At 66.9% G+C, this 26,828-nt stretch carries 23 protein-coding genes and 2 tRNA genes; 14 read left to right on the top strand and 11 right to left on the bottom strand.

Going from position 1 to position 26,828, the window contains the following annotated elements; genetic code table 11:
* The first annotated feature begins 19 nt into the window (after nucleotides 1-19).
* The 4 genes from AC4AMJ_RS10790 to AC4AMJ_RS10775 all read left to right on the top strand — a co-directional run bounded on the left by AC4AMJ_RS10790 (nucleotide 20) and on the right by AC4AMJ_RS10775 (nucleotide 3,964).
* Nucleotides 20-1,462: an allophanate hydrolase gene (locus AC4AMJ_RS10790; RefSeq protein ID WP_489918036.1), complete on the top strand. Its 1,443-nt coding sequence runs from the start codon at nucleotides 20-22 to the stop codon at nucleotides 1,460-1,462.
* On the top strand, nucleotides 1,447-2,154 hold the full coding sequence (locus tag AC4AMJ_RS10785; RefSeq protein ID WP_489918035.1) for a cysteine hydrolase family protein: 708 nt from the start codon (nucleotides 1,447-1,449) through the stop codon (nucleotides 2,152-2,154). The genes AC4AMJ_RS10790 and AC4AMJ_RS10785 overlap by 16 nt, the downstream gene beginning before the upstream one ends.
* Before the next feature lie 41 nt (nucleotides 2,155-2,195).
* Nucleotides 2,196-3,794, top strand: coding sequence for a SulP family inorganic anion transporter (locus AC4AMJ_RS10780; RefSeq protein WP_489896237.1), 1,599 nt, complete (start codon nucleotides 2,196-2,198; stop codon nucleotides 3,792-3,794).
* A gap of 97 nt (nucleotides 3,795-3,891) precedes the next feature.
* Nucleotides 3,892-3,964 (top strand) — tRNA-Asn (locus tag AC4AMJ_RS10775).
* Between the two features lie 232 nt (nucleotides 3,965-4,196).
* Here the strand turns inward: AC4AMJ_RS10775 and AC4AMJ_RS10770 are convergent.
* The gene (locus AC4AMJ_RS10770; RefSeq protein WP_489896236.1) at nucleotides 4,197-4,919 is read right to left on the bottom strand and encodes a GntR family transcriptional regulator; all 723 of its coding nucleotides are present in this window, start codon (nucleotides 4,917-4,919) and stop codon (nucleotides 4,197-4,199) included.
* Between the two features lie 175 nt (nucleotides 4,920-5,094).
* Between AC4AMJ_RS10770 and AC4AMJ_RS10765 the strand changes: the two genes are divergently transcribed.
* The gene (locus AC4AMJ_RS10765) at nucleotides 5,095-5,943 is read left to right on the top strand and encodes a hypothetical protein (RefSeq protein WP_489918034.1); all 849 of its coding nucleotides are present in this window, start codon (nucleotides 5,095-5,097) and stop codon (nucleotides 5,941-5,943) included.
* Here AC4AMJ_RS10765 and AC4AMJ_RS10760 read toward each other — a convergent pair.
* On the bottom strand, nucleotides 5,917-7,149 hold the full coding sequence (locus AC4AMJ_RS10760; protein WP_489918033.1) for a TetR/AcrR family transcriptional regulator: 1,233 nt from the start codon (nucleotides 7,147-7,149) through the stop codon (nucleotides 5,917-5,919). The two genes, AC4AMJ_RS10765 and AC4AMJ_RS10760, sit on opposite strands and share 27 nt — an antisense overlap.
* Before the next feature lie 194 nt (nucleotides 7,150-7,343).
* Here AC4AMJ_RS10760 and AC4AMJ_RS10755 point away from each other — a divergent pair, with 194 nt between their 5' ends.
* From AC4AMJ_RS10755 to AC4AMJ_RS10735, 5 genes are all read left to right on the top strand, one after another.
* On the top strand, nucleotides 7,344-8,153 hold the full coding sequence (locus tag AC4AMJ_RS10755; protein WP_489918032.1) for an enoyl-CoA hydratase-related protein: 810 nt from the start codon (nucleotides 7,344-7,346) through the stop codon (nucleotides 8,151-8,153).
* 98 nt (nucleotides 8,154-8,251) lie between these two features.
* Nucleotides 8,252-9,856 (top strand): fatty-acid--CoA ligase FadD5, encoded by a 1,605-nt coding sequence (gene fadD5, locus AC4AMJ_RS10750; RefSeq protein WP_489918031.1) that lies wholly within the window; start codon nucleotides 8,252-8,254, stop codon nucleotides 9,854-9,856.
* Nucleotides 9,857-10,093: 237 nt separating this feature from the next.
* Nucleotides 10,094-11,224 (top strand): NDMA-dependent alcohol dehydrogenase, encoded by a 1,131-nt coding sequence (locus AC4AMJ_RS10745; RefSeq protein WP_489896231.1) that lies wholly within the window; start codon nucleotides 10,094-10,096, stop codon nucleotides 11,222-11,224.
* A gap of 38 nt (nucleotides 11,225-11,262) precedes the next feature.
* The gene (locus AC4AMJ_RS10740) at nucleotides 11,263-12,087 is read left to right on the top strand and encodes a serine hydrolase domain-containing protein (protein ID WP_489918030.1); all 825 of its coding nucleotides are present in this window, start codon (nucleotides 11,263-11,265) and stop codon (nucleotides 12,085-12,087) included.
* Between the two features lie 124 nt (nucleotides 12,088-12,211).
* On the top strand, nucleotides 12,212-12,730 hold the full coding sequence (locus AC4AMJ_RS10735) for a DUF3145 domain-containing protein (RefSeq protein ID WP_489896229.1): 519 nt from the start codon (nucleotides 12,212-12,214) through the stop codon (nucleotides 12,728-12,730).
* A 92-nt stretch (nucleotides 12,731-12,822) separates the two neighbouring features.
* Here the strand turns inward: AC4AMJ_RS10735 and AC4AMJ_RS10730 are convergent, their stop codons facing one another.
* From AC4AMJ_RS10730 to aceE, 6 genes are all read right to left on the bottom strand, one after another.
* Nucleotides 12,823-14,274: an acyl-CoA carboxylase subunit beta gene (locus tag AC4AMJ_RS10730; protein ID WP_489896228.1), complete on the bottom strand. Its 1,452-nt coding sequence runs from the start codon at nucleotides 14,272-14,274 to the stop codon at nucleotides 12,823-12,825.
* A gap of 33 nt (nucleotides 14,275-14,307) precedes the next feature.
* Complete coding sequence (locus AC4AMJ_RS10725; RefSeq protein ID WP_489896227.1) at nucleotides 14,308-15,579, bottom strand: KasA/KasB family beta-ketoacyl-ACP synthase; 1,272 nt, start codon at nucleotides 15,577-15,579, stop codon at nucleotides 14,308-14,310.
* Entirely contained in the window at nucleotides 15,576-15,881 is a 306-nt protein-coding gene (gene acpM, locus AC4AMJ_RS10720) for a meromycolate extension acyl carrier protein AcpM (protein WP_489896226.1), read from the bottom strand. Before acpM ends, AC4AMJ_RS10725 begins: the two co-directional genes overlap by 4 nt.
* Nucleotides 15,882-16,008: 127 nt before the next feature.
* Nucleotides 16,009-16,917, bottom strand: a complete 909-nt coding sequence (locus tag AC4AMJ_RS10715; protein ID WP_489896225.1) for an ACP S-malonyltransferase — start codon at nucleotides 16,915-16,917, stop codon at nucleotides 16,009-16,011.
* Nucleotides 16,918-17,112: 195 nt separating this feature from the next.
* A complete protein-coding gene (locus tag AC4AMJ_RS10710) occupies nucleotides 17,113-18,384 on the bottom strand; it encodes a PucR family transcriptional regulator (RefSeq protein WP_489896224.1) in 1,272 nt (423 codons plus the stop codon).
* A gap of 108 nt (nucleotides 18,385-18,492) precedes the next feature.
* Nucleotides 18,493-21,273 carry a pyruvate dehydrogenase (acetyl-transferring), homodimeric type gene (aceE, locus tag AC4AMJ_RS10705; protein ID WP_489900956.1) on the bottom strand — a complete coding sequence of 927 codons (2,781 nt, stop codon included), beginning with the start codon at nucleotides 21,271-21,273 and terminating at the stop codon, nucleotides 18,493-18,495.
* Between the two features lie 250 nt (nucleotides 21,274-21,523).
* Between aceE and AC4AMJ_RS10700 the strand changes: the two genes are divergently transcribed.
* The 4 genes from AC4AMJ_RS10700 to AC4AMJ_RS10685 all read left to right on the top strand — a co-directional run bounded on the left by AC4AMJ_RS10700 (nucleotide 21,524) and on the right by AC4AMJ_RS10685 (nucleotide 23,410).
* Complete coding sequence (locus tag AC4AMJ_RS10700; RefSeq protein ID WP_489896223.1) at nucleotides 21,524-22,180, top strand: hypothetical protein; 657 nt, start codon at nucleotides 21,524-21,526, stop codon at nucleotides 22,178-22,180.
* Nucleotides 22,181-22,323: 143 nt separating this feature from the next.
* On the top strand, nucleotides 22,324-22,755 hold the full coding sequence (locus AC4AMJ_RS10695; protein ID WP_489896222.1) for a DUF3052 domain-containing protein: 432 nt from the start codon (nucleotides 22,324-22,326) through the stop codon (nucleotides 22,753-22,755).
* Complete coding sequence (locus AC4AMJ_RS10690) at nucleotides 22,752-23,243, top strand: peroxiredoxin (protein ID WP_489896221.1); 492 nt, start codon at nucleotides 22,752-22,754, stop codon at nucleotides 23,241-23,243. Before AC4AMJ_RS10695 ends, AC4AMJ_RS10690 begins: the two co-directional genes overlap by 4 nt.
* 92 nt (nucleotides 23,244-23,335) lie before the next feature.
* A tRNA-Val gene (locus tag AC4AMJ_RS10685) sits at nucleotides 23,336-23,410 on the top strand.
* 536 nt (nucleotides 23,411-23,946) lie between these two features.
* Here AC4AMJ_RS10685 and AC4AMJ_RS10680 read toward each other — a convergent pair.
* The 3 genes from AC4AMJ_RS10680 to AC4AMJ_RS10670 form a co-directional block, all read right to left on the bottom strand.
* Nucleotides 23,947-24,759 (bottom strand): putative protein N(5)-glutamine methyltransferase, encoded by an 813-nt coding sequence (locus tag AC4AMJ_RS10680; protein WP_489896220.1) that lies wholly within the window; start codon nucleotides 24,757-24,759, stop codon nucleotides 23,947-23,949.
* The gene (locus tag AC4AMJ_RS10675; protein WP_489918029.1) at nucleotides 24,756-25,742 is read right to left on the bottom strand and encodes a helix-turn-helix transcriptional regulator; all 987 of its coding nucleotides are present in this window, start codon (nucleotides 25,740-25,742) and stop codon (nucleotides 24,756-24,758) included. The genes AC4AMJ_RS10680 and AC4AMJ_RS10675 overlap by 4 nt, the downstream gene beginning before the upstream one ends.
* Nucleotides 25,743-25,847: 105 nt before the next feature.
* Complete coding sequence (locus AC4AMJ_RS10670) at nucleotides 25,848-26,726, bottom strand: aldo/keto reductase (protein ID WP_489918028.1); 879 nt, start codon at nucleotides 26,724-26,726, stop codon at nucleotides 25,848-25,850.
* Nucleotides 26,727-26,828: the final 102 nt, after the last annotated feature.

Below are 26,828 nucleotides of genomic sequence, written 5' to 3'. Positions count from 1 at the left end.
TCTGTCGACAATCGACGGTATGGACATTGCATTCGGGCCGGATGCCGGGCCCTCGCTCGGCCCCTCGGTCGCCGAGATACTCGCCGACCACGTCAGCGGGAGCGGATCGCCCACCCGAACCGCGCGGATGGTCGCCGACGCCATCGAGGCACGCGGAGATGACGGAACCTGGCTGTCCACGGTGCCGCGGGACGAGCTGATCGGTGCCGCCGCGGAACTCGAACGGCGGCCCGGCGCCCGCGGGCTCCCGCTGTACGGGGTTCCGTTCGGCGTGAAGGACAGCATTGATGTGGCCGGCGTCCCGACGACTCTCTCGTGCCCGGATTTCGCTTACGTGGCGGAGCGGACGGCGCCGGTGGTGCAGCGTCTGCTCGATGCGGGAGCGCTCTACGTCGGGAAGACCAACCTGGATCAGTTCGCCACCGGGCTCAACGGCACCCGGACGCCGTACACGATCCCGCGGAGTGTCTACGGCGGCGAGATGATCTCGGGCGGGTCGAGTTCGGGGTCGGCGGTGGCGGTCGCTCTGGGACAGGTGCCGTTCGCGGTGGCGACCGACACCGCGGGTTCCGGGCGTGTGCCCGCGGCGCTCAACGGCGTCGTCGGATACAAGCCATCCCGCGGCCTGATCAGCACCGTCGGTCTCGTTCCGGCATGCAAGTCCCTGGACTGCATCACCATGATGGCCGGCTGCATCGACGACGTCGACCGGGTGATGGAGGTCATGTTCGGGCGCGACGACGATGACCCTTGGTCTCGCTCGCCCGGCGCCGACTTCGGCGGCGCCGCGATCCGCGTGGGTGTGCCACCGGTGACCGAGCTGGAGTTCTTCGGCGACGACGCGATGCGGGCCGCCCACCTCGCATTCCGCAACCGGCTGGACCACCACGGATTCCCGATCGATATCGAGGTCGTGGAGGTGTCGCTGGAGCCGTTCCTGGCAGCCGGGGAATTGCTCTACGCCGGACCGTGGGTGGCCGAGCGGCTCGTCGTGTTCGGCGACTTCCTCGCCGGGCGTCCCGAATCGATTCATCCGGTGGTTCGCGACATCCTGCGCAGCGGCGAGAAGTATTCGGCGGTCGATGCCTTCGCAGCTCTGCAGGCGTTGCAGGAATTGCGCGCCGAGGTCGGCCGGCTATGGCGGGAGATGGATGTCCTCGTGGTGCCGACGATCGGCCGGACGTTCACCGTCGACGAGGTGCTCAGCCACCCCATCGAGGCGAACACCATGCTCGGGCACTACACGCATTTCGGAAATCTGCTCGACCTGCTCGGCGTCGCCGTCCCGCAAGGACACACCGCCGATGGCCGCCCGCACAGCGCCATGCTGCTGGGCAACGCACTGTCCGACGACACGGTGCTGCAACTCGCGGCGGCCCTCCTCGACGAGCCGCGCGCATCGGCGGCCGCCCAGAATCCCGACCTCACCACAGAAAGGCTCGCGACGTGGCCGACACCGTGACCATTGCTGCCCAACCCGCCCCCCTCGATCTCGATCTGGCCCACACCGCACTCGTCATCATCGACATGCAGCGGGACTTCCTGTTGCCCGGTGGTTTCGGCGAGACGCTCGGCAACGACGTCGCACAGCTCCAACGGGTCGTGGACCCGTTGGTGGGGCTGCTCGACGCCGCCCGGGCGGCCGGAATGCTGGTGATCCACACCCGCGAGGGACACCTTCCGGACCTCTCGGACTGCCCACCCGCCAAGCTCAACCGCGGCATGCCCTCCAAGCGGATCGGTGATCCCGGCGCGTTCGGCCGCATCCTCATCCGCGGCGAGTACGGGCACGACATCATCGACGAGCTGACCCCGATCGACGGGGAAGTGGTGATCGACAAACCCGGCAAGGGCGCCTTCTACGCGACCGACCTCGCCGCGGTGCTCGCCGAGCACGGCATCGCCCAGCTGCTCGTCACCGGGGTGACCACCGAGGTGTGTGTGCACACGACCACTCGGGAGGCCAATGATCGCGGCTTCGAATGCGTCGTCGTCTCCGACTGTGTCGGATCGTATTTCCCGGAGTTCCAACGCGTCGGCCTCGAGATGATCGCCGCCCAGGGCGGCATCTTCGGCTGGACCGCACCCAGCGGCGAACTCGTCGCCGCCCTCACCGACCACTCGGCAACGTCGCCGACGACCGCAGTGTCCTGAAAGTCCGTCACTTCACCTGTCGCCGAGAGGAACCCGATCAGATGAGTACCACCACCGAGCCCGCGCCACCCGCCGACCCCTCGTCGTCACCACCCCCGCCCGCCGTCGCCTGGTGGACCCGAGGCGACACCAACGCCTTCTTCGGTCTCGGATTCAACATCCTCGTCAACGTCCTCACCCTGACCGGACTGATGATCGGCGTGGTGAAGGTCCCCGCCGACGACGTGCTGGGGACCGTGCTGCCCGCCCTCGGCGTCGCGCTGATCCTGGGCAACCTCTACTACACCTTCCTGGCGCGGCGACTGTCCAAACGCGAGGGGCGCGACGACGTCACCGCGCTGCCGTACGGGCCGAGCGTCCCGCACATGTTCATCGTGGTGTTCGTCGTGATGCTGCCGATCTACCTGCAGACCAATGACGCCATGGCGGCCTGGGAAGCGGGTCTCGCCTGGGCGTTCATGATCGGTGTGATCGTCATGATCGGCGCGTTCGTCGGTCCCTACGTCCGCAAACTGACCCCGCGTGCCGCGATGCTGGGCACTCTCGCAGGCATCTCGATCACCTTCATCTCCATGCGGCCGGCCGCGCAGATGTGGGAGGTCGCGTGGATCGGCCTGCCGGTGCTGGCGATCATCCTGATCGGCTTCTTCACCGACGTGCGTCTGCCGGGCAACATCCCGGTCGGGCTCGCGGCACTCCTGGTCGGCACGGCGATCGGCTGGATCGGCGGATTCATGTCCGCGCCCGACCTGAGCCAGGCGGTGTCCGATATCGCGGTCGGTATCCCGGATCAGCGTTTCGACATGCTCTTCTCCGGTCTCGGTGACCTCGCACCCCTGCTGGGAACCGCGATCCCGCTCGGCGTCTACAACTTCACCGAGGCGATGAGCAACGTGGAGAGCGCCGCCGCGGCCGGCGACAACTACAACCTGCGCAGCGTGCTGCTCGCCGACGGTGCGGGTGCCTGTATCGGTGCCGCGTTCGGTTCCCCGTTCCCGCCGGCCGTCTACATCGGTCATCCGGGCTGGAAGGACGCGGGCGGCCGATCCAGCTACTCGCTGGCCAGCGGCGTCGTCATCGGCATCCTGTGTTTCGCCGGCCTGTTCGGGGTTCTCGAGGCGCTGCTGCCGGTACCCGCGATCGTCCCGATCCTGCTGTACATCGGGCTGTTGATCGGCGCCCAGGCGTTCCAGGCCGTGCCACGACTGCATGCCGTCGCGGTCGTGGCGGCGATCCTGCCCAACCTCGCGCAATGGGGGTCGGGAATGATCGACAACGCGCTCAGTGCGGCGGGCACCAGCGCGGGCGATGTGGGGAATGACGCGCTGAACAACGCCGGGGTCGTCTACGAAGGCCTGCAGACCCTGGGCGAGGGTGCGGTGCTGGTCGGTCTGGTGCTCGGCGCGATGGTGACCTTCATCCTCGACAAGAAGTTCCATTACGCGGCGATCGCGTCGGGTGTCGGAGCGGTGCTCTCGTTCATCGGCCTGATCCACGCTCCGGAGGTGAGTTGGGCGGCGAACCCGGAGGTCGCGCTCGGCTATGCGTTCTTCGGCATCGTGTGCCTGGCCTACTGGTTCCTGCCGGGTGCCCGCACACCGCGGACGGTCGACGAGGCCGAGGTGGTCGCCGGTCACTGAGCTGGGGGTGTCAGCGGACGCACCGGAGAACGCGCGTACAGGCGTTTTGTTCTCCGGTGCGTCCATGCGCTAAAGTCAGCACTCGGTTCGAGAGCATTCCCCCATAGCTCAATTGGCAGAGCATTCGACTGTTAATCGAACGGTTACTGGTTCGAGTCCAGTTGGGGGAGCAAGACAATCGCCCGTCACCTCAGGTGGCGGGCGATTTTTTTCTCGGTCGATCAGCGATGTGCGCGACAACCGCGCCAGGATTGCCGGCTCTACGGACGAGACCGCCGCCCAGGGCGGGGCTGGTCGTCGGGGGTGACCAGCCCCGCCCTGGGCGGCGCCTCACATACGAGCGTACCCGACGCGCGCCAGTGCCTCGAACGAGCGAGGGTGCCGGGGTGTCGGCGGTGGTTGTCAGGAGTCCTGGTCGTCCCAGATGCCGGTGGTCTCCAGGTGCCGGGTGAGTCGTGCGGCGCCGTCGGTGAACTGCCTGCGGGTCTGTTCGATCACCTGCTCGCGATCACCGGTGCGATACGCCTCGATCAGTCTTGCGTGCGAATCGACGGCCACCACACCCCATTCGGGGTCGGTGGCGTACAGCTGCGAGGGGGTGTAGCGCGTGGCGCTCAACAGGAACCAGGCGAGCTTGCCGCCCGAGGCGATCAGATTGTGCACCCGATGGAACTCGAACTCGGCGGTCGCCACCTGCTCGCCGTCGCCGGAGTCGAGCGCGCTGCTCAGCTGCTGGTTGTGCCATTCGAGGTCGGCGAGCTGCTCGGCGCTGATCGCGTCCGCGGTGCGAAGCGCCAGCTTCACCGCGATCTCGCCCTGCAGCCAGAACAGGTCCTCGACGTCGGTGCGGTTGAGTTCGGCGACGATGTAGCCCCGATGTGGCGCGAGGTTGACCATGCCCTCACCGCGCAGGGTGAGCAGCGCCTCACGCACGGGGGTCACACTCACGCCGAGACGTTCGGCGGTCTCGTCCATCCGGACGTACTCACCGGGTCGGATCGCGGCCGTCATGATCTGTTCGCGAAGATGGACGGCGACTTCTTCGGAGAGCTGGGGGCGGCGTCGCAGACGAGCGGGGCGCTCCGCACTGGTCGGCCCGCCCGAGGGTGTCGCGCTGGATCTCATCTGTGTCACCGTAGACGGTCGGGATGATCGCGCCACGGATCAGCCGACCCGCGTGGAATTCGGTTGCACAGACGTAACCCCCATCATTCGAGACAAACTATCACATCACATATATGTGATAGCCCAGCCGGGTGACGATGGCCACATGCGACGTCCGGGTGGCTACATTGGTCGCATGGTGAAGTCCCAGCGGCCGACGACGGTCGACGCCAACACCTCCGAACCGATCGAGAACCCGGTGGAAGTCGCGGCGCGTCCGGTCGGCGACGTCACCTCGCTCGACGGCGACGAGTTCCTGGCCGTCAACCGTTCCAACCGGGAGCGGTTGCGTGGTGAGGCGCAACTCAAGTCTCGACGACGCCCCCGGTGGCGGCGGACCGGCGAGGTTGCGTCGGCGGCCGATGCCGAACCCGATGCCGAACGCTCCGGAGATGACAGCGCCCGGGGGGCCGGACCGGGGATCGCGACCCCAGCGGATCGCATTCCGGGCAAGGTCGTCGCGCCCGTGGGCCGATCTCGGTCGCGACCGTTGCCGATCGTTCTGTCGGTGCTGGTCATCGTGCTCGCCGTCGCCACCGGCTTCTTCGCGTATGCGTGGGTGCAGGCCGAACACGGTGTCGACGCGGCCGGGCCGTCGGCGGCCACGCGGCAAGAGGCGATGGACACGGCCCGCGAGTATGCCGCGACCGTCGCCACCTACGACCCTGCGAACTACGACGATCTCGATCGTCGGATCCGGGAGATCTCCACGCCGGAGTTCGCGAAGACCTACATCACGTCGTCGCAGGACGCCCGGCGCGGCAATGCGACGGCACGCGGAACCTCGCGCGCGGAGTCGAAGGAGGCGGGGCTGCAGTCCATCGCCGACGGCAAGGCGGTCGTCTTGGTCACCCTCGACCAGACCGTCACGTCGCCGCAGGTGAGTTCTGAACTCCCTGACGGCATTCCATACCAGTCGCGGGTGAAGGTCACGCTGGTGCAGCGCGATGGCCGGTGGCTACTCGACGACCTCGACACCGTCTGAGCCGTGCCCGCCCAGCAGTAGCTGCAAGCCCAGAGTCGTGATGCGCTGGGGTGACGGGAGTCGGTTCGACCGCGTCAGGTCCATCGTGACGTTGAGGGCGGCCTGCACGAGGAACCGGGCTTGTGCAGGGGTCAGTTCGGGTCTGTCCCGGCTCAGCCAGCCCGCCCACTCCTCGACGTTGATCCGTTGCTGGCGGCGGAGTTCGGTGCGTTGGCGGGGTGCCACGTTGCTGATCTCACGGGCATACACCGACAGCAGGTCGTTGTTCGTACAGCACATGTCCACATAGCGCGTGACGAGCGTGACGATGGCCTCGCGTGGCGTTCGCGACGACGACAGCGCGTCGCCGATCATCGTCGTCACCCGGTCGGAGGCACGCCAGAATGCGGCCTGCAGGATCGCGGCCTTGCTCTCGAAGTGCCGATAGACCCCGGACGACGGAAGATCGGCGGCGCGGGCGATGTCGTCGATCGTGACCTCGCGGAATCCGTGCGCGGCGAACAGTCTGATCGACTCGGCCAGCAGCACTTCGCGTTTCGATGTGGGGGAGAGGCCGCCCAGGTGTGCTTCCGTGTTCTCCGCCGCCGCGGCGGGCAGGTCGGCCCGGATCAACGACATCGCGGCGTCGGTGATCAAGGCGACTATCTGGCGCGAGGCCAGGGCGGTCCGGTGCGTGGCCGGACTCGCGACCACACTCGTCATCGCGGCGGTGATCAGGTCGGCCGACTCCGTGTCGAGACCCGGTCGACACCCGCGTAAGGCGGCGCGGAGCCGGCGGTGCTGGGCCACGAGGATCGAGCGCACAAAATGCGCGTCGTCGTCCTCGAGGTAGTCGGCCTCCCAGTGGTAGATGCCGCCGGTGCGCCGGTTCTCGACCGCGGCGGTGGTCAGCGCGGCGAGCAGACCGCGCAGTTCGTGCTCGGGGCGGGCGGGGTCGGCTGGTACCGCGGCGGTTGCGGCGGCCAGCGCGTCGGCGAGTGACCGGGCGGTCTCGGCGAACAGCGCGTACTTGTTCGGGAAGTGACGGTAGAGGGCCGGTGCCGAGATGCCCGCGGCGTCGGCGATGTCGTCGAGGCGAACCGCGTGATAGCCGTTCTCGCTGAAGGCCTTGGCCGCCGACCGCAGGATCACGTCGCGCCGGTCGACGGGACGCCGTCGCGGTGTGCGACTCTGCGGCGTGGCCGGCGAGGACGAACGGGAAGCCATGATCAGCGAGCATAGCCGGAGTCGGTCTTCCCAATGGCCGATTCGGTCAGCTACAAGAAAAACCCAGGAAGATCGGTGTCTGGCCACAGATAAGTTAATCGGTATTCTCGTGATTCACATCGCACTGTGGTAGTAGTGTGAGCGTCAGCCGGCCCGAGTCGGGCGGCCGGCGCTACGGGCGAGGTGAGGCAGCAGTGAGTGACAACGAGACCGTCGTGGACGAAGTCCGGGTCGGTGTGGATGAACGAGGCGTGGCCCGGATCGAGATCGACCGGCCGCACCGCATGAACGCGCTCAACGGCGCGGCGAGTCGCACCATCATGGATGCGTGCGCCGAGTGGTCGCAGCGCGACGACGTCCGGGTCGTGGTGATCGACGGTGTGGGGGGAAGTTTCAGCACCGGAGCCGACGTGATCGACATCGCGAAGACCGCGGGTGAGAACGCCGGCGGTGGACTCGCTCCGAGCCAGGCGCGCGGGGTGATATCCGGGGGCTCGGAACTCGCTCGTGCGGTTCGCGGCGTTCGGGTGCCCGTGATCGCCTCGGTCGACGGCCCGGCGGCCGGTATCGGTGCGTCCCTGGCTCTCGCGGCGGATCTCGTCTACGCCACTGAGCGCTCCTACTTCCTGCTGGCATTCATCAACATCGGCCTCATGCCCGACGGTGGTGCGTCGATGCTGGTCGCCGCGGCGGTCGGCCGGGCGCGGGCCAACGCGATGGCGTTGCTCGGAGAGAAGCTGCCCGCGTCCGAGGCGTTCGACGCCGGACTCATCAACGACGTGCTGGCAGATCGCGAAGCGCTCGACGCCACGGTCGACAAGGCCGTGGCCAAGCTCGTGCGATCGTCGTCGAGCGCGCTGCGGCTCACGAAAGCGGCGCTCGACGCGCACACGATGGGTGACTTCGAGGCCGCACTCGACCGCGAGCTCGACGGCCAGACCCAGTTGCTGCAGTCCGCCGAGTTCCAGGCGGCGATGAGTGCCTTCGCCGGAGGCAAGCGCTGATCCGTCGGCCCGTCCGCCCGGGGCCGGCCGACCGAAATCGATACGTACCGACCATCAGACGCGGCCAGGCCGCGTCACCTGAACGAAGGAGCACACCAATGACCGCCACCGTCGACTCGATGAGTGACCTGACCACGGAGCCCCTGCGCTCGCGTCGTAACCACTGGAACAACCAGGTTCGCCGGCACGCCTTCATGACACCGGACCGAGCCGCGCTGAAGTTCATGGGCAACGTCACCACCTGGCGTGAGCTCGACGAACGCACCCGAGCTTTTGGCGCCGCGCTGAGTCGGCGTGGGGTGAAGTTCGGCGACCGCATCCTGATCCTGATGCTGAACCGCACGGAGTACGTGGAGGCGACGCTCGGCGCCAACCTGATCGGCGCGATCCCGGTACCGGTCAACATCCGGATGTCCCCGGCCGAGGTCGCGTTCCTCGTGAGCGACTGCGGGGCGAAGGTCATCGTGACCGAATCGCTGCTCGCCCCCCTGGCCGATGCGGTCGCCGCCTCCACCGGTGCGATCGACGCCACCATCGTCGTCGGTGACACGCAGAACGACGCCCACCTCGTCTACGAGTCGCTGATGGCGGAGGACTCGTCGGATCTGCCGGAGATCGATGTTCCGGAAGAGACCGTCGCGCTCATCATGTACACGTCGGGCACCACGGGAAAACCCAAGGGCGCGATGCTGACCCACACCAACCTGCAGGCACAGGCGGTGACCTGTCTGCAGGCGTTGCAGACGAGCTCGGACGACGTCGGCGCCTGTGTGGCGCCGATGTTCCACATCGCCGGACTCGGCGCGATGACACCGCTGTTCTACATGGGCGCGCTGTCGGTGATCCACCCGCTCGGCGCGTTCGATCCCGATCAGATGCTCGACACCCTGGAACTCGAGGGCACCACCTCGATCTTCCTGGTTCCTGCCCAGTGGCAGGCGGTCTGCGCGGCTCAGCAGGCCAAGCCGCGTGATCTGAAACTCCGGGTCATCAGCTGGGGGGCCGCGCCGGCCTCGGACTCGGTGCTGCGTGCCATGAACGAGACCTTCCCGGACGCGACCAACGTCGCCGTGTTCGGCCAGACGGAGATGTCGCCGATCACCTGTGCCCTGGAGGGCAAGGACGCACTGCGCAAGCTCGGGTCGATCGGCAAGGTGGTCCCGGCGGTCACCGCCCGCATCGTCGACCCGGAGATGAACGACGTCGCACCGGGTGAGGTGGGCGAGATCGTCTACCGCGGCCCCAACATGATGGTGGGCTACTGGCAGAACCCGCAGGGCACCGCGGACGCTTTCCACGGCGGCTGGTTCCACTCCGGCGACCTGGTCCGCCAGGACGACGAAGGGTTCATCTACGTCGTCGACCGCGCGAAGGACATGATCATCTCCGGCGGGGAGAACATCTACTGCGCCGAGGTCGAGAACGTCCTGTTCGGCCACGACAAGATCGCCGAGGCAGCGATCATCGGTCGCGCGCACGAGAAGTGGGGCGAGGTGCCGGTTGCGGTCGTCGTGCTCGCCGCCGGTGTCGACGACCTCACGCTGGCCGAACTCGAGCCGTTCCTGAACGAGAACCTGGCCCGCTTCAAGCATCCGAAGGATCTCGTCATCGTCGACGAGCTGCCGCGCAATGCCGGTGGCAAGGTCGTGAAGCCGACGCTGCGTTCGTCCTACGGCAGCAAGGATGCCGGCCTGGCCAACTGATGTGCCCGCCGGACCGTGGCGCCGGTCCGGCGAACCAACGGACCGCACGCACCCCGAACCGGGAGCATGCGGTCCGTTCGTGCGATCGGATCGCACCGGTGTCCGCACGAAGAATCGCGACTAGAACACGTTTCATTTTTCCGCCGGAGTGACTAGGGTCTCAGTAGGTCGTCGTACGTCTCACGGGGGGGCGTTCTCCGGCCGGCGACGCGGTATCGAGAAGTGGAGGATTGTGAAGTGAAGACCAAGGGCGCGCTGCTGCGCGAACTCAACAAGCCGTGGGAGATCGAAGAGATCGAGATCGGCGATCCGCAGCGCAGCGAGATCAAGATCAGGATGGAAGCGGCGGGCATGTGCCACTCCGACCATCATCTGATGACCGGGGGGATCCCCATGGCCGGGTTCCCGATCCTCGGTGGCCACGAAGGAGCGGGTGTCGTCGAGCAGGTGGGGGAGGGCGTCACCGACTTCGAGGTGGGCGACCACGTCGTGCTGTCGTTCATCCCGTCATGCGGCAAGTGTCCCTCCTGCAAGGCGGGCCAGTCGAACCTGTGCGACTTCGGTGCGATGCTGCTGCAGGGTGAAGCGGTGTCGGACAACACGTTCCGTATCCACACGAGCAAGGGTGAGAATGTCTACCCGATGACATTGCTCGGCACCTTCGCGCCGTACATGGTCGTCCACGAGGCGTCCGTGGTGAAGATCGACAAGGACATCCCGTTCGAGGTTGCCGCCCTGTGCGGGTGCGGTGTTCCCACCGGATACGGGTCGTCGACCCACAGCGCAGCGGTCAAGGCCGGTGAGGATGTCGCGATCGTCGGTGTCGGCGGGGTGGGTATCGCGGCGCTCCAGGGCGCGGTCATCTCCGGCGCTCGCAACGTCTTCGCGATCGATCCGGTCGAGTGGAAGCGCGAACAGGCCATGAAGTTCGGTGCGACGCACGCTTTCGCGTCGGTCGAGGAGGCGGCGATGACGATTGCCGAGATCACCGCGGGCGGTATGTGTCAGAAGGTGATCGTCACCGTCGGCGAGGTGCACGGCAAGGACGTCGACACGTGGATGGGCATCACCGCCAAGGCCGGCACGTGCGTGCTCACCGGCATGGGCAACATGATGGAGAGTGACGTCACCCTCAACCTCGCGATGCTGACCCTGCTCCAGAAGAACCTGCAGGGCTCGCTCTTCGGCGGGGGCAACCCGAAACTCGACATCCCGCAACTGCTGTCGATGTACCGCATGGGCAAGCTCAACATCGAGGACATGATCACCCGTCAGTACCGGCTGGATCAGATCAACGAGGGCTACCGGGACATGCTCGAGGGACGCAACATCCGTGGCGTGATCCGCTACACCGACGACGATCACTGACCGAACGCCGCCGTCGCGTGTCGGTAGGGTGATCCGATGTGTCCACCCTTGATGTGCTGACCGGCTGGCCGGTCGACAACGTATCGGCCGCGATCGTCACCGACAGTGGTGTCACCGAGCAATTCGGTGACACGGGACGGGTATTCGAGTTGGCCTCGGTCACCAAGCTCCTGGTGGCCGAGGCCGTTCTCGTCGCCGTCGAGGAGGGTGCGGTCGAGTTGGACGATGCGGCCGGGCCACCCGGGTCCACCGCGGCCCACCTGCTGGCTCACGCGTCCGGACTGGCATTCGACAGCCGCGAGGTCGCCGCTCCTCCCGGTACCCAGCGGATCTATTCGAGTGCCGGCTTCGAGGTGCTCGCCGAGAGTGTCGAGTCGGCCAGCGCGATCCCGTTCGCCGAGTACCTCGAGCAGGCGGTGTGCGAACCGCTGGGCCTGTCGTCGACCACGCTCGCCGGCCCGGCCGGGCACGGTGCACGATCCTGTGTCGACGACCTGGCCGGGTTCGCGCGGGAACTGTTGACGCCACGCCTGTTGTCTGCGGAACTCGCCTCACGTGCGCACTCGGTGCAGTTCCCCGGACTCGACGGCTTCGTGCCGGGATACGGCAAGCACCGACCGAACGACTGGGGACTCGGGTTCGAGATCCGCTCGCACAAGAGCCCGCACTGGACCGGTGACCACAATTCGTCGCGCACCTTCGGGCACTTCGGGCAGAGCGGGACGTTCCTGTGGGTGGACCCGGATCTGCAGGCGGCATGCGTCGTGCTCACCGATCGCCCCTTCGGCGCGTGGGCCAAGCCGCTCTGGAGCGAGTTCAACGACGCCGTCGTCGGTGATCTGACAGGCCGACGCGAATCCTGAGAAAGCACTCCAGAAACTGGCGCAACACGGGCACCATGGGGCACAATTAACCACACGAGTGTGATAACCGGTTCGCGAGGTGTGTTGGGGAAGACGTTCCTCGTCGAAACCGGAGGTGAGCAAGGTGCGCAATCTGAATCAGTTTGCGGACATGACGACAGGAGTGGTGTACATCCACTCGGCGCCGGTGGCGCTGTGCCCGCATGTCGAGTGGGCTCTGTCGTCGACCCTGAATGCGCGGGCCAACCTGAAGTGGTCGGCGCAAGAGGCCGACCCCGGGTTGCAGCGTGCCACGGTGGACTGGACGGGGCCGGTCGGCACCGCAGCACGTCTGGTGACGGCGCTGCGGGAATGGTCGGCGCTGCGTTTCGAGGTGACCGAGAACGCCAGCGACGGTGTCGACGGTGAGCGTTTCAGCTATGTGCCCGGTCTCGGGCTCTGGCGTGGCTCCACGAGCGCCAACGGCGACGTGATGATCGGGGAGATGCAACTGCGTGCCCTGATCGACCGGCAGCCCGACAGCGTCGGTCTCGCCGGTGAACTCGAGGCAGCCCTCGGCGTCGCCTGGGACGACGCGCTCGAGCCGTACCGCATGGGTGGTGCCGGTGCCGAGGTGACCTGGCTGCAGCAGCGCGTCGGATAACCGCACGGACCAGCGCGGAACAGCACCGACAGAACGTAACTCGGCCCCGGTAGTGATCTACCGGGGCCGAATTGCGCGCTGCGATCAGCTGATCACAGTGGGATGTTCTTGTGGCGACCCCGGCGGGCGGGTGCCGCGGCGAGCGCCTCGGCGATCCGGCTGCGGGTGGTGGCCGGGTCGATCACGTCGTCGACCACACCGATCGACTGGGCGCGCCCCACACCACCGGCGATGGCCTCGTGTTCGGCCGCGAGACGCTCGTGGAGTGCCTCGCGCTCGTCCTCGGGTGCGGCGGCGAGAGCCTTCTTGTGCAGGATGCCGACCGCGGCCTTGGCACCCATGACCGCGACCTCGGAGCCGGGCCACGCGAAGACCGCGGTGGCGCCGAGCGCACGAGAGTTCATCGCGATGTAGGCGCCGCCGTAGATCTTGCGGGTCACCAGCGTCACGCGGGGGACCGTGCATTCGGCGAACGCGTGCAGCAGCTTCGCGCCGCGACGCACCACACCGTTCCACTCCTGACCGACGCCGGGCAGGTAGCCGGGCACGTCGGTGATGACGATCAGCGGCACACCGAAGGCGTCGCAGAGACGGACGAAGCGGGACGCCTTCTCCGCGCTCTCGGAGTTCAGGCAGCCGCCCATGCGCAGCGGGTTGTTGGCGATGACGCCGACGCTGCGACCGGACAGTCGCCCGAACCCGATGACGATGTTCGGGGCCCACTTTGCCTGCAGCTCTTCGAAAGTGGAGACCTCGGTCTCACCGTCGGCGGCGAGCTGGGTGTCGAGCAGGTTGGTGACGAGCGGATGCACGTCGTAGGCGCGGCGATTCGATTCGGGCAGCAACGCCTTGAGGTCGACGTCGCCGGCCTCGGCCTGCTCGCGGTTGAAGTGTCCCTGTCGGCTGAACGTCGACACGAGACGGCGCGCACGCCAGTAGGCGTCGGGCTCGGAGTCGGCGGTGATGTGACTGACGCCGGACTTCTTGCCATGGGTCAGCGGACCGCCGAGCGTCTCCATGTCGACCGACTCGCCGGTGACGCTCTTGACCACGTCGGGTCCGGTGACGAAGACACGCCCGGCCGGGGCCATGATCACCACATCGGTGAGCGCAGGCCCATAGGCCGCGCCGCCGGCGGCGAAACCGACGACCACCGAGATCTGTGGGACGTAGCCCGAAGCACGAACCATCGCCTCGAAGACGCCGCCGACGGCATGCAGGGCCTCGACGCCCTCGGCGAGTCGGGCGCCGCCCGAGTGCCAGATGCCGACGACCGGTGCCTGCTCGGTGATGGCGGTGTCGATCGCGTTCACGATGTGTGCGCAACCGACCACACCCATGGCACCGCCCATCACGGTGCCATCGGTGCAATACGAGACGGTACGAACGCCGTTGACCATGCCGATCGCCGCTTGCACACCCGACTTGTCGCGGGTGTGCAGGAGCGACATCGTGCCTTCGTCGAAGAAGTTGGTCAGCCGGAGCAGCGGATCACGCGGATCGGCTGATTCCTCATGGCCGGTGATGGGAGCCAGTGTGGTCATTCGCAGTCTCCTGAGGGTGTCGGGATGGAGTTGTCAGTAGCGACCGAAGGCGAGCGCGACGTTATGCCCACCGAATCCGAACGAGTTGTTCAACGCGTAGTCGATCTGCCCGTACCGGGCCTCGCCCGAGACGACCTCGACATCGCACTCAGGATCCTGGTTCTCCAGGTTGAGCGTCGGCGGGATGACTCCCTCTTCGACACTCTTGATGGTGAGCACGGACTCCAGCGCCCCGACTGCGCCGATGGAGTGGCCGAGGGCCGACTTGGGTGCGTAGACCGCCGCATGCTGACCGACCGCCATGTTGATGCCGACCGCCTCGGCGGTGTCACCGATCGGTGTCGCCGTGGCATGGGCATTGATGTGGCTGATGTCGGCCTTGGTGAGGCCTGCGGTCTGGATGGCCCGGGTCATCGCCCGCGCATTGCCCTGACCACTGGGGTCCGGTGCAACGAGGTGGAAGCCATCCGAGGTGATGCCCGCACCGAGCACGCGGGCGTGGATGTGCGCACCGCGGGCCTTGGCATGCTCCTCACGCTCGAGGATCAGCATGGCCGCGGCCTCGCCGAAGACGAAGCCGTCGCGGTCCTTGTCGAACGGTCGCGAGGCGCCCTTGGGATCGTCGTTGCGCGTGCTCATCGCACGCATCATCGAGAACGCCGCGATCGGAATCGCGTCGATATGCCCTTCGACGCCACCACAGACGACCATGTCCGCATCACCCATCACGATGTGACGCCACCCGTGCGCGATGGCCTCCGCGCCCGACGAGCACGCCGAGACAGGAGTGATCACGCCGGCGCGCGCACCGATGTTGAGGCCGACGACCGCGGCCGGGCCGTTCGGCATCGCCATCGACACCGCGAGCGGTGAGACCTTGCGGTAGTTGCCTGATTCCTCGATCGCCTTGACGGCATCGACCATCGCGTCGCCGCCGCCCTGGCCGGTACCCAGCACGACCGCCAGGCGGTCGGGGTCCACCTCGGGCTCGCCGGCGTGGGCCCACAGGCGCTTGCTCATCACATGAGCGATGCGCTCGACGTAGGCCATCCGGCGTGCTTCGACGCGTGTCACCTCTTCGGCGGGATCCTTGACCAGGCGCCCACCGACACGACACGGCAGTTCGCCGTACTTCGTGACGAAGGGATCGGTCAGTTCACGGATGCCCGACTCACCCGCCAGCAGTTTCTTCCACGTGGAGTCGAGATCTTCACCGAGCGAGGTGGTGGCCACCATGGAGGTGACCACCACGTTCGGGAAGTTCCCGCCCAGCGTGGAGTATTCGCGGAGGGACGGTGAGCTCACGAGTTCTTGTCTGCCTCGACCTGGGCCTGGATCGCGGCCGCGGCCTCCGGGTTCTCGGACTCGAGCTTCTGGATGTAGGCAACCGCATCGCCCACGGTCCGCAGACCGGCGAGATCCTCATCCGGGATCTTGACGCCGTACTTGTCCTCGGTCTGGACGGCGATCTCGACCATCGACAGCGAGTCGATGTCCAGGTCGTCGACGAAGGACTTCTCCATGGTCACCTCGGACGGCTCGATGCCGGTGACTTCCTCGATGATCTCGGCGATGCCGGCAATGAGTTGTTCCTGGGTGGCAGCCACTGTGTGGTTCCCTTCTTGTTCGCTTGATATGCAACTCCGGAGCACGCACGGACACCGGAGTTCCGTGCGTGCTTGGACAAGCCGTTCTGGCGGCTCTTCCGGGGGTCACGGCCTCGCGCCGCGACCGCTATCCAAGTTCGGTGATGTTGTCGAGACCGTCGGGCTCCTTCAGCGCCAGCGTCGGCGTGCCCTTCAGTTCTCGTTTCGCAATGCCCACCAGGGTGCCTGCGGGCGGCAGTTCAACGACTGCGGTTGTGGCGTGCTCGCGCATGTATGCCGAGCAGAGGTCCCAGCGCACCGGCTTCGTCACCTGTGCCACTAGTTTTGTCAGTGCGTCGGCGCCATTCGTTACAGGCAGGCCGTCGGAGTTGGAGAGCAGCGTCCGATGGGGGTCTGCGGGCGTGATCTTCGACGCCGCAGCGGCGACCGCGTCCCGCGCCGGAGCCATGTAGCGCGTGTGGAATGCGCCCGCGACGGCGAGCTTGCGAGTCCTGGCCTTCTCCGGTGGATTGGCGACGAGTTCGTCGATCGCCTCGACCCTGCCGGCGGCCACGATCTGACCGGCGGCATTGCGGTTGGCGGGGACCAGATCGAGTTCGTCGAGGCGCGCGAGCACCTGGGCCTCGTCGCCGCCGAGGACGGCGGCCATGATCGTCGGCTCGATCGCGCACGCCTTCGCCATCTCCGCGCCGCGGATCGCGGCGAGGGACACGGCCTCGTCGGCACTGATCACACCGGTGATCGCGGCGGCCGCGAGTTCACCGACGGAGTGCCCGGCGACGATGGCGTCGGCGGGTAGTTCGGAACGTTTGCTGAACTCGTCGTAGGCGAGCAGAGCCGCCGCCACGACGAGGGGTTGGGTGACCGCGGTGTCGGTGATCTCCTCCGCGGTCGCGGTGGTGCCGAGACGTTCGAGATCGAGTCGGGTCAGCTTCGACCACGTCGCGAGCTGGTCACGGGCACCCGCGAGTTCCAACCATGCGGTCAGCATCCCTGGTGTCTGAGAGCCCTGGCCGGGCGCAAGCATCGAAAGCACGTGACCAGAGAACACCGTCCAGGGTGGTTTTGTGGGTGTTGAGGCGCATGAACCTTCTGGTGTGGATTTGTGGGGTTCCCACAAACTTGATCGAACGGTCACCTGGTTCGTCATCACTCTGAGATGCGTTATAAAACTGTGTCCTATCAACCTTGATCAGCGAAAACGCGGAAAACGACCTGTGGCTGATGTGATTCATGTGGCCTGTGATTGCGATTCGTTTTGGAAGTGTGTCAAACGACCTACTGTCGCGGCGACCCTCAAGACATACGCGTCGCGGGGGTTCATCGGATCGCGACCTGTGATTTCCGCAACTTTCTTCAGTCTGTACCGGACAGTATTTGGATGGATATACAGTACGCGCGCGCAGCTTTCGACCGAGCCTCCCGAGTCGAGATACGCCTCCAGAGTCGCGTTGAGTGTGCTGCCCCCTTTGGCCAGTGGCCGCACCAATCGCTCGTTGAGAGCACTCACCGCTGCCGGGTCGCCGTTCAGTGCGCGCTCGGGGAGGAGCTCGAGGCTGTGGACCGGGCGCGGTGCATTCGGCCAGCCGACCACGGCGGCGATGGCGGCCATCGCCTCCGACGCGCTCGTGGGTGCGCTCCCGAGGTTCGCCATCGTCGGACCGATCACCACAGGTCCGTCGGCGAAGTGTTTGAGCAGGTCGGTCACGAACCTCTCGCCCGGCCGCACGGGCCCGCTGACGATGGCGACGAGGAACGTGCCCTGGACCACCGACAGGGCCGAGCGGTCGTGCTGCTTGGCGGTGTTGTGTATCGCCAACGGCACCGAGACGTTCTGCTCCGGTGGAGGGGCGCCGACGATCACCGTGGCCGGCGCATCGGAGTCCCAGTTGAGCGCTGCTGCCCGAGAGAGCAGCTGGGGTCCGGTGTCACCGCGGACCACGGCATCGACGACGAGGGCCTCCAGACGCGAGTCCCACGCACCTCGGGATTCGGCGGCCGACGCATAGATCGATGCGGCGGCGAACCCGATCTCGCGTCCGTAGCGCAACACCGATTCGGTCAGTGCCCGCAGCTGGGCGTCGTTCCGTGCGAGCAGCGGTAGCCACTTCTCGAAGAACTCCATCGCGACGCGGACCATCTCGACGGTCTGCAGCAGCGTGATCCGGCGGGCGAGGTCCTGCGGCACGACCTGGAACGCCTGAACGGTGAACTTGACGTTGCCCTCGGGATCCTGAATCCACTCGACGAAGTTGACCACCGCGGTCTGGACGACCAACTGCACGCTTGCCCGTTGCGCGGCGTCGAGGTCGCCGAAGTAGGGCAGCTGATCCTGCATCGAGTGCACGGCCTCGGTGGCGAGTCGTCCGCTGTATTGCTTGACCCGCCGCAGCAGGGTGTCCGGCAGCGCATCGTGCACGGTCGCCGGCGCGGGTACATGCGCACCGCGTTCACCGAACACGTCGGCCTTCGGCGGCTCCTGGTTCACGCGGGCATCGGACACATTCTCAATGTAGCCCTGTCGACCATCGCCCGGTCACGACCTCGACGCGCGCCGTGACCGGGCGGTCCGAAACCGGACCGCCCGGTCACAGCGCACGAAAAGCAGAGGTCAGGCCACACCTGGGTCGCTGGTCTGCTCGGGTGCCGCCGCCACGTCGGTGATCTGGTACTTCTCGGCTGCCTCGGTCGCGGTGGTGAACGGGATGTTGCCGTCGCGGGCGAGGCCGACCAGTACGGCGACCACGATCGACTCGGCGTCGACGTTGAAGAAGCGCCGGGCCGCGGGCCGGGTGTCGGAGAATCCGAAGCCGTCGGTGCCCAGGGTGAGGTAGCTGCCCGGCACGTAGGCGCGGATCTGCTCCTGCACGCCTCTCATGTAATCGCTCACGGCGATCGTCGGTCCCATGGTGTCGGCGAGGACCTCCGTGAGGTACGGACGAGCGTGCGCCGCCGTCGGCTCCCGGACCGCGGCACGGTCGACCTCGATGCCGTCGCGGGCGAGCTCACTCCACGAGGTGACCGAGAAGACGTTGGCGCCCACATCCCATTCGTCGGCCAGGATCTCCGCGGCCCGCAGGGCATCCGGCATGGTGACGCCGGACACGAGGATGTTGGCGTACAGGTTCTTGCCCTCGGCTGCCGGCCGGAACCGGTAGATGCCCTTGAGGATGCCCGTCACATCGACGTTCTCCGGTTCGGCCGGCTGGGAGATCGGCTCGTTGTAGACCGTGAGGTAGTAGTAGATGTTCTCCGGGTCGTCGCCGTACATCCGCGCGAGTCCGTCGGCGATGATGTGGCCGAGTTCGTAAGCGAAGGCCGGGTCATAGGCCACCACCGCCGGGTTGGTCGCGGCCAGCAGCGGTGAGTGGCCGTCGGCGTGCTGCAGGCCCTCGCCGGTGAGGGTGGTGCGGCCCGCGGTCGCACCGATGACGAAGCCGCGGGTCATCTGATCGGCGGCGGCCCAGAAGCTGTCGCCGGTGCGCTGGAACCCGAACATCGAATAGAAGATGTAGAGCGGAATCATCGGTTCGTCGTGCGTCGAGTAGGACGTACCGACGGCGGTGAACGATGCTGCCGATCCGGCCTCGTTGATGCCCTCGTGCAGGATCTGACCTTCTGAGCTCTCCTTGTAGGCCAGCATCAGTTCGGCATCGACCGACGTGTACATCTGTCCGTTGCGGTTGTAGATCTTGAGCGTCGGGAACCACGAGTCCATACCGAACGTGCGGGCCTCGTCCGGGATGATCGGAACGATCCGCTTTCCGATCTCCTTGTCGCGCAACAGGTCCTTGAAGATGCGGACCAGCGCCATGGTGGTGGCGACCTGCTGCTTGCCCGACCCCTTCGCCGAGGTCTTCAGAGCCTGGCTCACGTCGGGCTTGAGCGCCCTGGACCTGGTGCGCCGCGCCGGGAGGTTGCCGCCGAGGGTCTTGCGGCGATCCATCATGTACTGGATGACGTCGGAATCGGCACCCGGGTGGTAGTAGGGCGGCAGGTAGGGGTTCTCGTCGAGCTGTTCGTCGGTGATCGGGATGCGGTTGTTGTCGCGGAAGGCCTTCAGATCGTCGAGTGTCAGCTTCTTCATCTGGTGCGTGGCGTTGCGACCCTCGAAGTGCGAGCCGAGCAGGTAGCCCTTGATCGTGTGGGCGAGGATCACGGTCGGCTGACCCTTGTGCGCGACGGCCGCCTGGTAGGCGGCGTACACCTTGCGGTAGTCGTGTCCGCCGCGCTTCATCTCCCAGATCTGGGCGTCGGTCATGTCCTTGACGAGTTCCTTCGTGCGCGGGTCGCGGTTGAAGAAGTGTTCGCGGATGAACGCACCGTTGTTGGCTCGGTAGGTCTGGAAGTCGCCGTCCGGGGTCACGTTCATCAGATTGACCAGGGCACCGTCGCGGTCGGCGTAGAACAGCTTGTCCCACTCGCGGCCCCAGATCACCTTGATGACGTTCCAGCCGGCGCCGCGGAAGAACGATTCGAGTTCCTGGATGATCTTGCCGTTACCGCGCACCGGACCGTCGAGTCGCTGCAGGTTGCAGTTGATGACGAAGGTGAGGTTGTCGAGCCCTTCGGTCGCGGCGAAGCTGGCGAAACCGCGCGATTCGGTCTCGTCCATCTCGCCGTCACCCAGGAAGGCCCACACATGCTGATCCGAGGTGTCCTTGATGCCCCGGTCGTGGAGATAGTGATTGAACCGGGCCTGATAGACCGCGTTCATCGGGCCCAGACCCATCGAGACGGTCGGGAACTGCCAGAAATCCGGCATCAGTCGCGGATGGGGGTACGACGGTAGGCCGCCGCCTTCGCCGGCATGGCTGTGTTCCTGGCGGAACCCGTCCATCCTCGCCTCGTCGATCCGTCCCTCGAGGAAGGCGCGGGCGTAGATGCCGGGGGAGGCGTGACCCTGGATGAAGATCTGGTCGCCGCCGCCGGGGTGATCGAGCCCGCGGAAGAAGTGATTGAACCCGACCTCGTACAGCGTCGCCGACGAAGCGTAGGTGGAGATGTGACCGCCGACCCCGGCCCCGGGGCGCTGCGCACGGTGCACCATGATCGCCGCGTTCCACCGCAGGATACGGCGGAATCGGCGCTCGACGGTCTCGTCGCCCGGGAACCACGGCTCCAGGTCTGTGGGGATCGTGTTGACGTAGTCGGTCGAGGTCAACGACGGCAGCGACACGTGTTTCTCGCTGGCGCGTTCGAGCATCCTCAGCATGAGGTAACGGGCGCGCGCCGGTCCGGCGGCGTCGATCAGCCCGTCGAATGACTCCAGCCACTCGGAGGTCTCGTCGGGGTCGATGTCGGGCAGATGAGACGCCACGCCCTCTCGGATCACCCGGACGCGGCCCGGATCCTCGTTGCGGGCGGCGGGGCCGGTACCGTTCCCCGACACCCCGGTCCTCGTGTGCTCTGCCTGTTCGGTCACTGTGATGCCTACTCCCTCGGTCGGCCGGAACACGGTGGTGTCCGGCGTGCGATGACTCGGGCCCGCTCCCTTGATGTCGGGACAGCGGTGTCCCTCCTCATCGTGCCGCATGTCACTGCAGTTGGCACCGGGTGGGCCGCGTTGCGTCCGGGTTGGTGCCACCTGCCGCGACCTGCGATAGCGTTGCGGTGTTTGTTACTCGTGGGTCAGGAGGACTATGCGGGGCGCGAGGGATGTCGGGGTCACGCGCAGGGGAGTCGGCCATCGCCGGGCGACGTCCTCGGCTGTGGTCGCGGGCGGCTTTGTGGCGCTGGCCGCGCTGTCGGGCTGCGCGTCGGTCGACGGCTCGGGCACTGCGGCGCCGGGCGAGGTTGCGGTCTACCGTTCGGAGGTGTCCGCGTCGGAGGCCTCGGTGGCACGCGAGAACGGCATCGACCTCTGCCGGGAGGCCATGTCGTCGATGGTGGTGATGGTCCGCGGGTACAACGCGTTCGTGCGTCGCTTGAGCGACGTCCACAGTTACGACGAGATCGGCGATCTGGATGACAAGGCTCGCGCGAGTCTGATCGCCGGCTCCGATCTCATCCGCCAGAAGATCACCTCGTCGACCCCGGCCGACGTGAAGGACCCGGCCGACCGGTTTCTCGACTCCACCGGCCGACTCGGTGATGCCATCGGCAAGGAGCGTTTGACCGGGCTCAATCCGATTGCTGCGCAATGGACTCGCGACAAACAGGCAGTGCTCGACAGCTGTACGGACTACTTGCCGATGCCGCCCACCGCCAACGCGTCACCGGCTCCCGCGCCGGGCGCGGGCCCATCTGAATCGGCAACCTCGACCGCGCCGACGCCGTCGGTGCCGGCCACGCCGTAGCACGGGATCCGGTTCGCCTGCCGGATGCCCGCCGTATCAATTCCGTCCTGTTCCGGTTGCCCCCTGTTCGGCTTGCACTCTGAGCATTTAGGCTGTTCCCTAAGCTGACAGTCGAATTCGCATTGGCAGGGAGGTCGCACGCGGTGGTAGCCGCCACAGAGTCCAGCAGCGCTGGGGGCAATAGCGCCCACAAGCTCGGATTCACATCCGGCATGGTGGTGCAGGAACTCGGATGGGATGAGGACACCGACGATGACCTGCGGGCCGAGATCGAAGATGTCATCGGCGAAGAGATGCTCGACGAGGACGCCGACGACGTCATCGACGTGGTCGTTCTCTGGTGGCGTGACGGCGATGGTGATCTCGTCGATGCGTTGATGGATGCGATCGCGCCGTTGGCCGACGACGGATACGTCTGGGTCTTCTCGCCGAAGACGGGCACCGACGGGCACGTCGATCCGAGCGAGATCGCCGAATCGGCGCCGACGGCCGGCCTCACGCAGACCAATGTCGTCAGTCTCGGGGGCTGGTCCGGATCTCGGCTCGTGCAGCCGAAATCCCGCAAGCGCCTATGAACGACGACGCCACCGAGCGACCGACGTCACCGTTGGCCGTGGGCGACGTGGCGCCCGACTTCGAACTGCGTGACCAGAACAACCAGCGGGTGTCGCTGACCGGGCTCACGGCCGGGGGGCAGGTCCTGCTGGTCTTCTTCCCGCTGGCCTTCACCGGGACGTGTCAGGGAGAACTCGGTTTCATCCGTGATCACGAGCCGCGGTTCGTACGCGACGGCCTGCAGACCGTCGCCCTGTCGGTGGGTCCGCCGCCGACCCACAAGGTGTGGTCGTCGGCTCAGGGGTTCCTGTTCCCGATCCTGTCCGACTTCTGGCCGCACGGCGCCGTCGCACGTTCCTATGGAGTGTTCAACGATGCCGCAGGCTACCCCAACCGGGCGACGTTCCTGGTGGGTGGCGACGGCGTCATCCGATTCGCGGACATGGTCGGGCCCGGGGAGGCCCGCGACTCGGCATTGTGGGAGAAGGCGCTGCTGGTGGCGGAGTAGTCGGTCCCGCCACCGGCGGTTTGGGCTCCGGACGGTTACCCATTAGATTCATGTGTTGGTGTTCGCCGATGTCGCCATCGGAGGCCGCCCTCGCGCGTATAGCTCAGCGGTAGAGCTCTGGTCTTACACACCAGCGGTCAGGGGTTCGAATCCCTTTGCGCGCACCATCTGGCTCGTGTCCTTCCGACTCGTGGGACTTAAAGATTCCGGCTCCCGTTGTGCGCGGCCCTTCGTGACGCATCCTCGCAGGCTCGGAGGCTCCTCAGGGACCGGGGTGGGGAGTGCGGCGGGACGCGGAGAGTGTTCCGGGTCCGTCTCCCGTCCGCGTGGTGCGTGCTTGCGATGTCTCTCGGTCCGTGCGGAGCGTGCTTGCGATGTCTCTCGGTCCGTGCGGATTGTGCTTGCGACGTCTCCCGGTCCCTGAGGAGCGAGCTTGCGACGTCTCCCGGTCCCTGAGGAGCGAGCTTGCGACGTCTCCCGGTCCCTGAGGAGCGAGCTTGCGACGTCTCCCGGTCCCTGAGGAGCGAGCTTGCGACGTCTCCCGGTCCCTGAGGAGCGAGCTTGCGAGCGTCACGAAGGGCGGCCCTTCGTGACGCATCCTCGCAGGCTCGGAGGCTCCTCAGGGACCGGGGGATGACGCTGTGTCGGATTCGGAGGCTCCTCAGGGACCGGGGGATGACGCTGTGTCGGATTCGGAGGCTCCTCAGGGAACGGGGGGCGACGCGGTGCCGGGCGGGAGAGTGCCGACGACCACGGTCGCCGCGAGTTCGTCGGAGATCTCGACGGTGGTCGCCATTCCGACCGACGACAATGCCGCGGCCGTCAGTGGCGCCTGCGCCTGGCTTGTCTCGATCAGGAGGTGACCGCCCGGACGTAGCCACGCGCCGATCGATGCGCCGACACGTCGATGGACATCCACCCCGTCCGCGCCGCCGTCGAGAGTCCGGTGCGGCTCATGATCGCGGGCCTCGGGAGGCATGAAGGCGATCTCGTCGGTGGGCACATACGGTGCGTTGACCACCACGACGTCGATGGATCCGCGTAAACGATCCGGTAGCGGGTCGAAGAGATCGCCGCAGTAGGTGTGTCCACCGACCGGCGTGAGATTGCGGGCCGCGCATCGCACGGCGACGGGATCGATGTCACACGCATACAGGTGCACCCCGGGCACCGCATCCGCGATGGCAAGTCCGATGGCACCCGTCCCACAACAGAGGTCGACGACAACGCAGCCCGGGATGGTGACGCTGAGCGCCTGTCGGACCAGGAATGTCGTCCGTTGCCGGGGGACGAACACACCGGGGTCCACCTGGACGTCGAGGCCACAGAAACGCGTGCGGCCCACGATGACCTCCAGTGGCTCACCGGCCGTGCGCCGGGCGATGAGAGCGTCGAGGTTGGCGGCGTCGGTGGCGTGGGCGACGAGTAGCCCGGCTTCCTCCTCGGCGAACACACAGCCGGCCGCGCGCAGGCGAGAGATCGTGCGCGACAGCACTTCAGGCGATTCGGGCGTCATCGTTCCGCCGGGTCGCCGACGGCGCGCCGGTACCTCGCGGCGAGATCGTCGTGATAACGCGCGACCGCGCGGCACTCGTCGGTCAGCTGCGGCGGATCGAGCACTGTGAAGTCGGCGTCGAAGGCTCGGAGCCAGCGGGCGATGCTGACCAGTGAGGTGCTGTACAGCGTGAGGTCGCACCCACTCTCGTCACCGGCCTCGATGGTGCCCCAGTCGTCGTCGACCATCGAAGCGACCTCGTCGAGCGGTGCATGGATGCGTACCCGCGCGGATGCGCGCCGGTAGACAGCGCCGAGACTCCGGGCCAGGTATCCGGCGGCGCCGCCGTCGGGAAGTGGACGTGGCGTGAACCGCGGACCGGTGGGTGTCTTGGGCTGCATCCGATCCACCCGGAACGAGCGCCAGTCCTCGCGGCCGAGGTCCCACCCCACGAGATACCAGCGCAGTCCGCTGCGCACCAGCCGATACGGCTCCACTTCGCGCCGACTCTCGGCACCGTCCCCGCGGCGGTAGTCGAAGCGCAGTCGCTCGGAGCGATGACAGGTTGTCGCGATCTCGGTGAGCACCTCGCCGGACACCGACGTCCGTGATTCGCGGGGCACGGCCTCCATGGTGAGCGCGTCGAGGCGATGCCGCAGCCGCGACGGCATCACCTGACGCAGTTTGGTCAGCGCGCCCGCCGACGCCTCCGCCATGTCGCTGACCGACCCGGTGGTGATCTCATTGAGTCCGAGCGCGACGGCGAGCACCTCGGAATCGTCGAGCAGCAACGGTGGCATCTCCGCGCCCGCGCCGAGCCGATAGCCGCCCCCGACGCCGACCGTGGCGTCGACCGGATAGCCGAGTTCGCGAAGCTTGTCGACGTCACGGCGCACGGTTCGGGTGGTGATGCTCAGGCGATCCGCGAGCTCGGCTCCCGACCACTCGCGACGCGTCTGCAGCAGGGTCAGCAGGGCGAGCAGTCGGGCTGACGTTTCCAACATGGGAGACATCCTGCCGCCTTTTGCGGACAGGTGGTGACCGCAATGGCCGTTCGCCGACGGTCAAAGCTGGTACCGACGGTGCTTTCGAAAGCCGAGAACCGGAGGTCAGTCGCGAGCGCCGAGATTCAGTTCGTCGGGATGCGCGCCCACCCGGGCGCCGACGTCGAGTGCCGCGATCGCCGCCATGTCCTCGTCGTCGAGTTCGAAGTCGAGGACGTCGATGTTCTGGGCGATCCGCTCGTCGTGCACGGACTTCGGGATCACGATCACGCCGTTCTGCAGATGCCATCGGATCATCACCTGCGCGGTCGAACGCCCGTGCTTCGCCCCGATGCCGGACAGATCCGGATCGGTCAGCAGCGTGTTGGGCGCCGAGTTCTTCCCCCACCCCGAGCCGCTGCCACCGAGCGGGCTCCACGCCTCGATGTGGATTCCCCGCTCTGCGCAGTAGTCGCGCAGTTCACGCTGTGCGAGGCGTGGATGCAGCTCGATCTGGTTGACCGCCGGGACGTGGCCGGTGGCATCGATGATGGCGGCCAGGTGGTGGGGTTCGAAGTTCGAGACACCGATCGAGGTGGCCTTGCCCGATTCCCGGATGTCGATCATCGCCTGCCAGGTCTCGATCATGCGATCGGTGTTCTGCAGCGGCCAGTGCATGAGGTAGAGGTCCACGTGGTCGAGCCCCAGGCGATCGAGGCTGGCGTCGATGGCGGCCTTCGTGCGGTCGCGTCCGTGGTCGGCGTTCCACAGCTTGGTCGTGACGAAGACGTCGTCACGGGCAACGCCTGAATCCGCGATTCCACGTCCGACGGCCGTCTCGTTGCCGTAGGCCGCCGCGGTGTCGACATGCCGATATCCGGCAGTGCCGACGGCGAAGCGAACAGCGTTCTGCGTGTCCTGGTCATCGGCTTGCCAGACCCCGAGACCCAACTGGGGGATCAGTGCGCCGGTGGAGAGCTCGATGGTGGGGAGATCAGTACTCATCCCACCAGGCTAGGACGTGTCGTCCCGGGCTCCCTGCTGCGCCGGCTCGTCGAGCTCCGCTCGATGCGCCGGCTCGTCGAGCTCCGCTCGAGGCGAGGCCGT

It is taken from the genome of Gordonia sp. LMA484 (assembly GCF_058129505.1).
The sequence above is the reverse complement of the archived record's forward strand: the minus strand, read 5'-3'. Positions and strand labels throughout refer to the sequence as shown.

What these genes read in the sequence shown, in the direction of transcription:
- AC4AMJ_RS10790 (WP_489918036.1), top strand. Translation starts at nt 20, where the DNA reads ATGGACATTGCATTCGGGCCGGATGCCGGGCCCTCGCTCGGCCCCTCG.
- AC4AMJ_RS10780 (WP_489896237.1), top strand. Translation starts at nt 2,196, where the DNA reads ATGAGTACCACCACCGAGCCCGCGCCACCCGCCGACCCCTCGTCGTCA.
- AC4AMJ_RS10770 (WP_489896236.1), bottom strand. Translation starts at nt 4,919, where the DNA reads ATGAGATCCAGCGCGACACCCTCGGGCGGGCCGACCAGTGCGGAGCGC.
- AC4AMJ_RS10765 (WP_489918034.1), top strand. Translation starts at nt 5,095, where the DNA reads ATGGTGAAGTCCCAGCGGCCGACGACGGTCGACGCCAACACCTCCGAA.
- AC4AMJ_RS10760 (WP_489918033.1), bottom strand. Translation starts at nt 7,149, where the DNA reads ATGGCTTCCCGTTCGTCCTCGCCGGCCACGCCGCAGAGTCGCACACCG.
- fadD5 (WP_489918031.1), top strand. Translation starts at nt 8,252, where the DNA reads ATGACCGCCACCGTCGACTCGATGAGTGACCTGACCACGGAGCCCCTG.
- AC4AMJ_RS10730 (WP_489896228.1), bottom strand. Translation starts at nt 14,274, where the DNA reads ATGACCACACTGGCTCCCATCACCGGCCATGAGGAATCAGCCGATCCG.
- AC4AMJ_RS10700 (WP_489896223.1), top strand. Translation starts at nt 21,524, where the DNA reads ATGCGGGGCGCGAGGGATGTCGGGGTCACGCGCAGGGGAGTCGGCCAT.
- AC4AMJ_RS10690 (WP_489896221.1), top strand. Translation starts at nt 22,752, where the DNA reads ATGAACGACGACGCCACCGAGCGACCGACGTCACCGTTGGCCGTGGGC.
- AC4AMJ_RS10680 (WP_489896220.1), bottom strand. Translation starts at nt 24,759, where the DNA reads ATGACGCCCGAATCGCCTGAAGTGCTGTCGCGCACGATCTCTCGCCTG.
- AC4AMJ_RS10675 (WP_489918029.1), bottom strand. Translation starts at nt 25,742, where the DNA reads ATGTTGGAAACGTCAGCCCGACTGCTCGCCCTGCTGACCCTGCTGCAG.
- AC4AMJ_RS10670 (WP_489918028.1), bottom strand. Translation starts at nt 26,726, where the DNA reads ATGAGTACTGATCTCCCCACCATCGAGCTCTCCACCGGCGCACTGATC.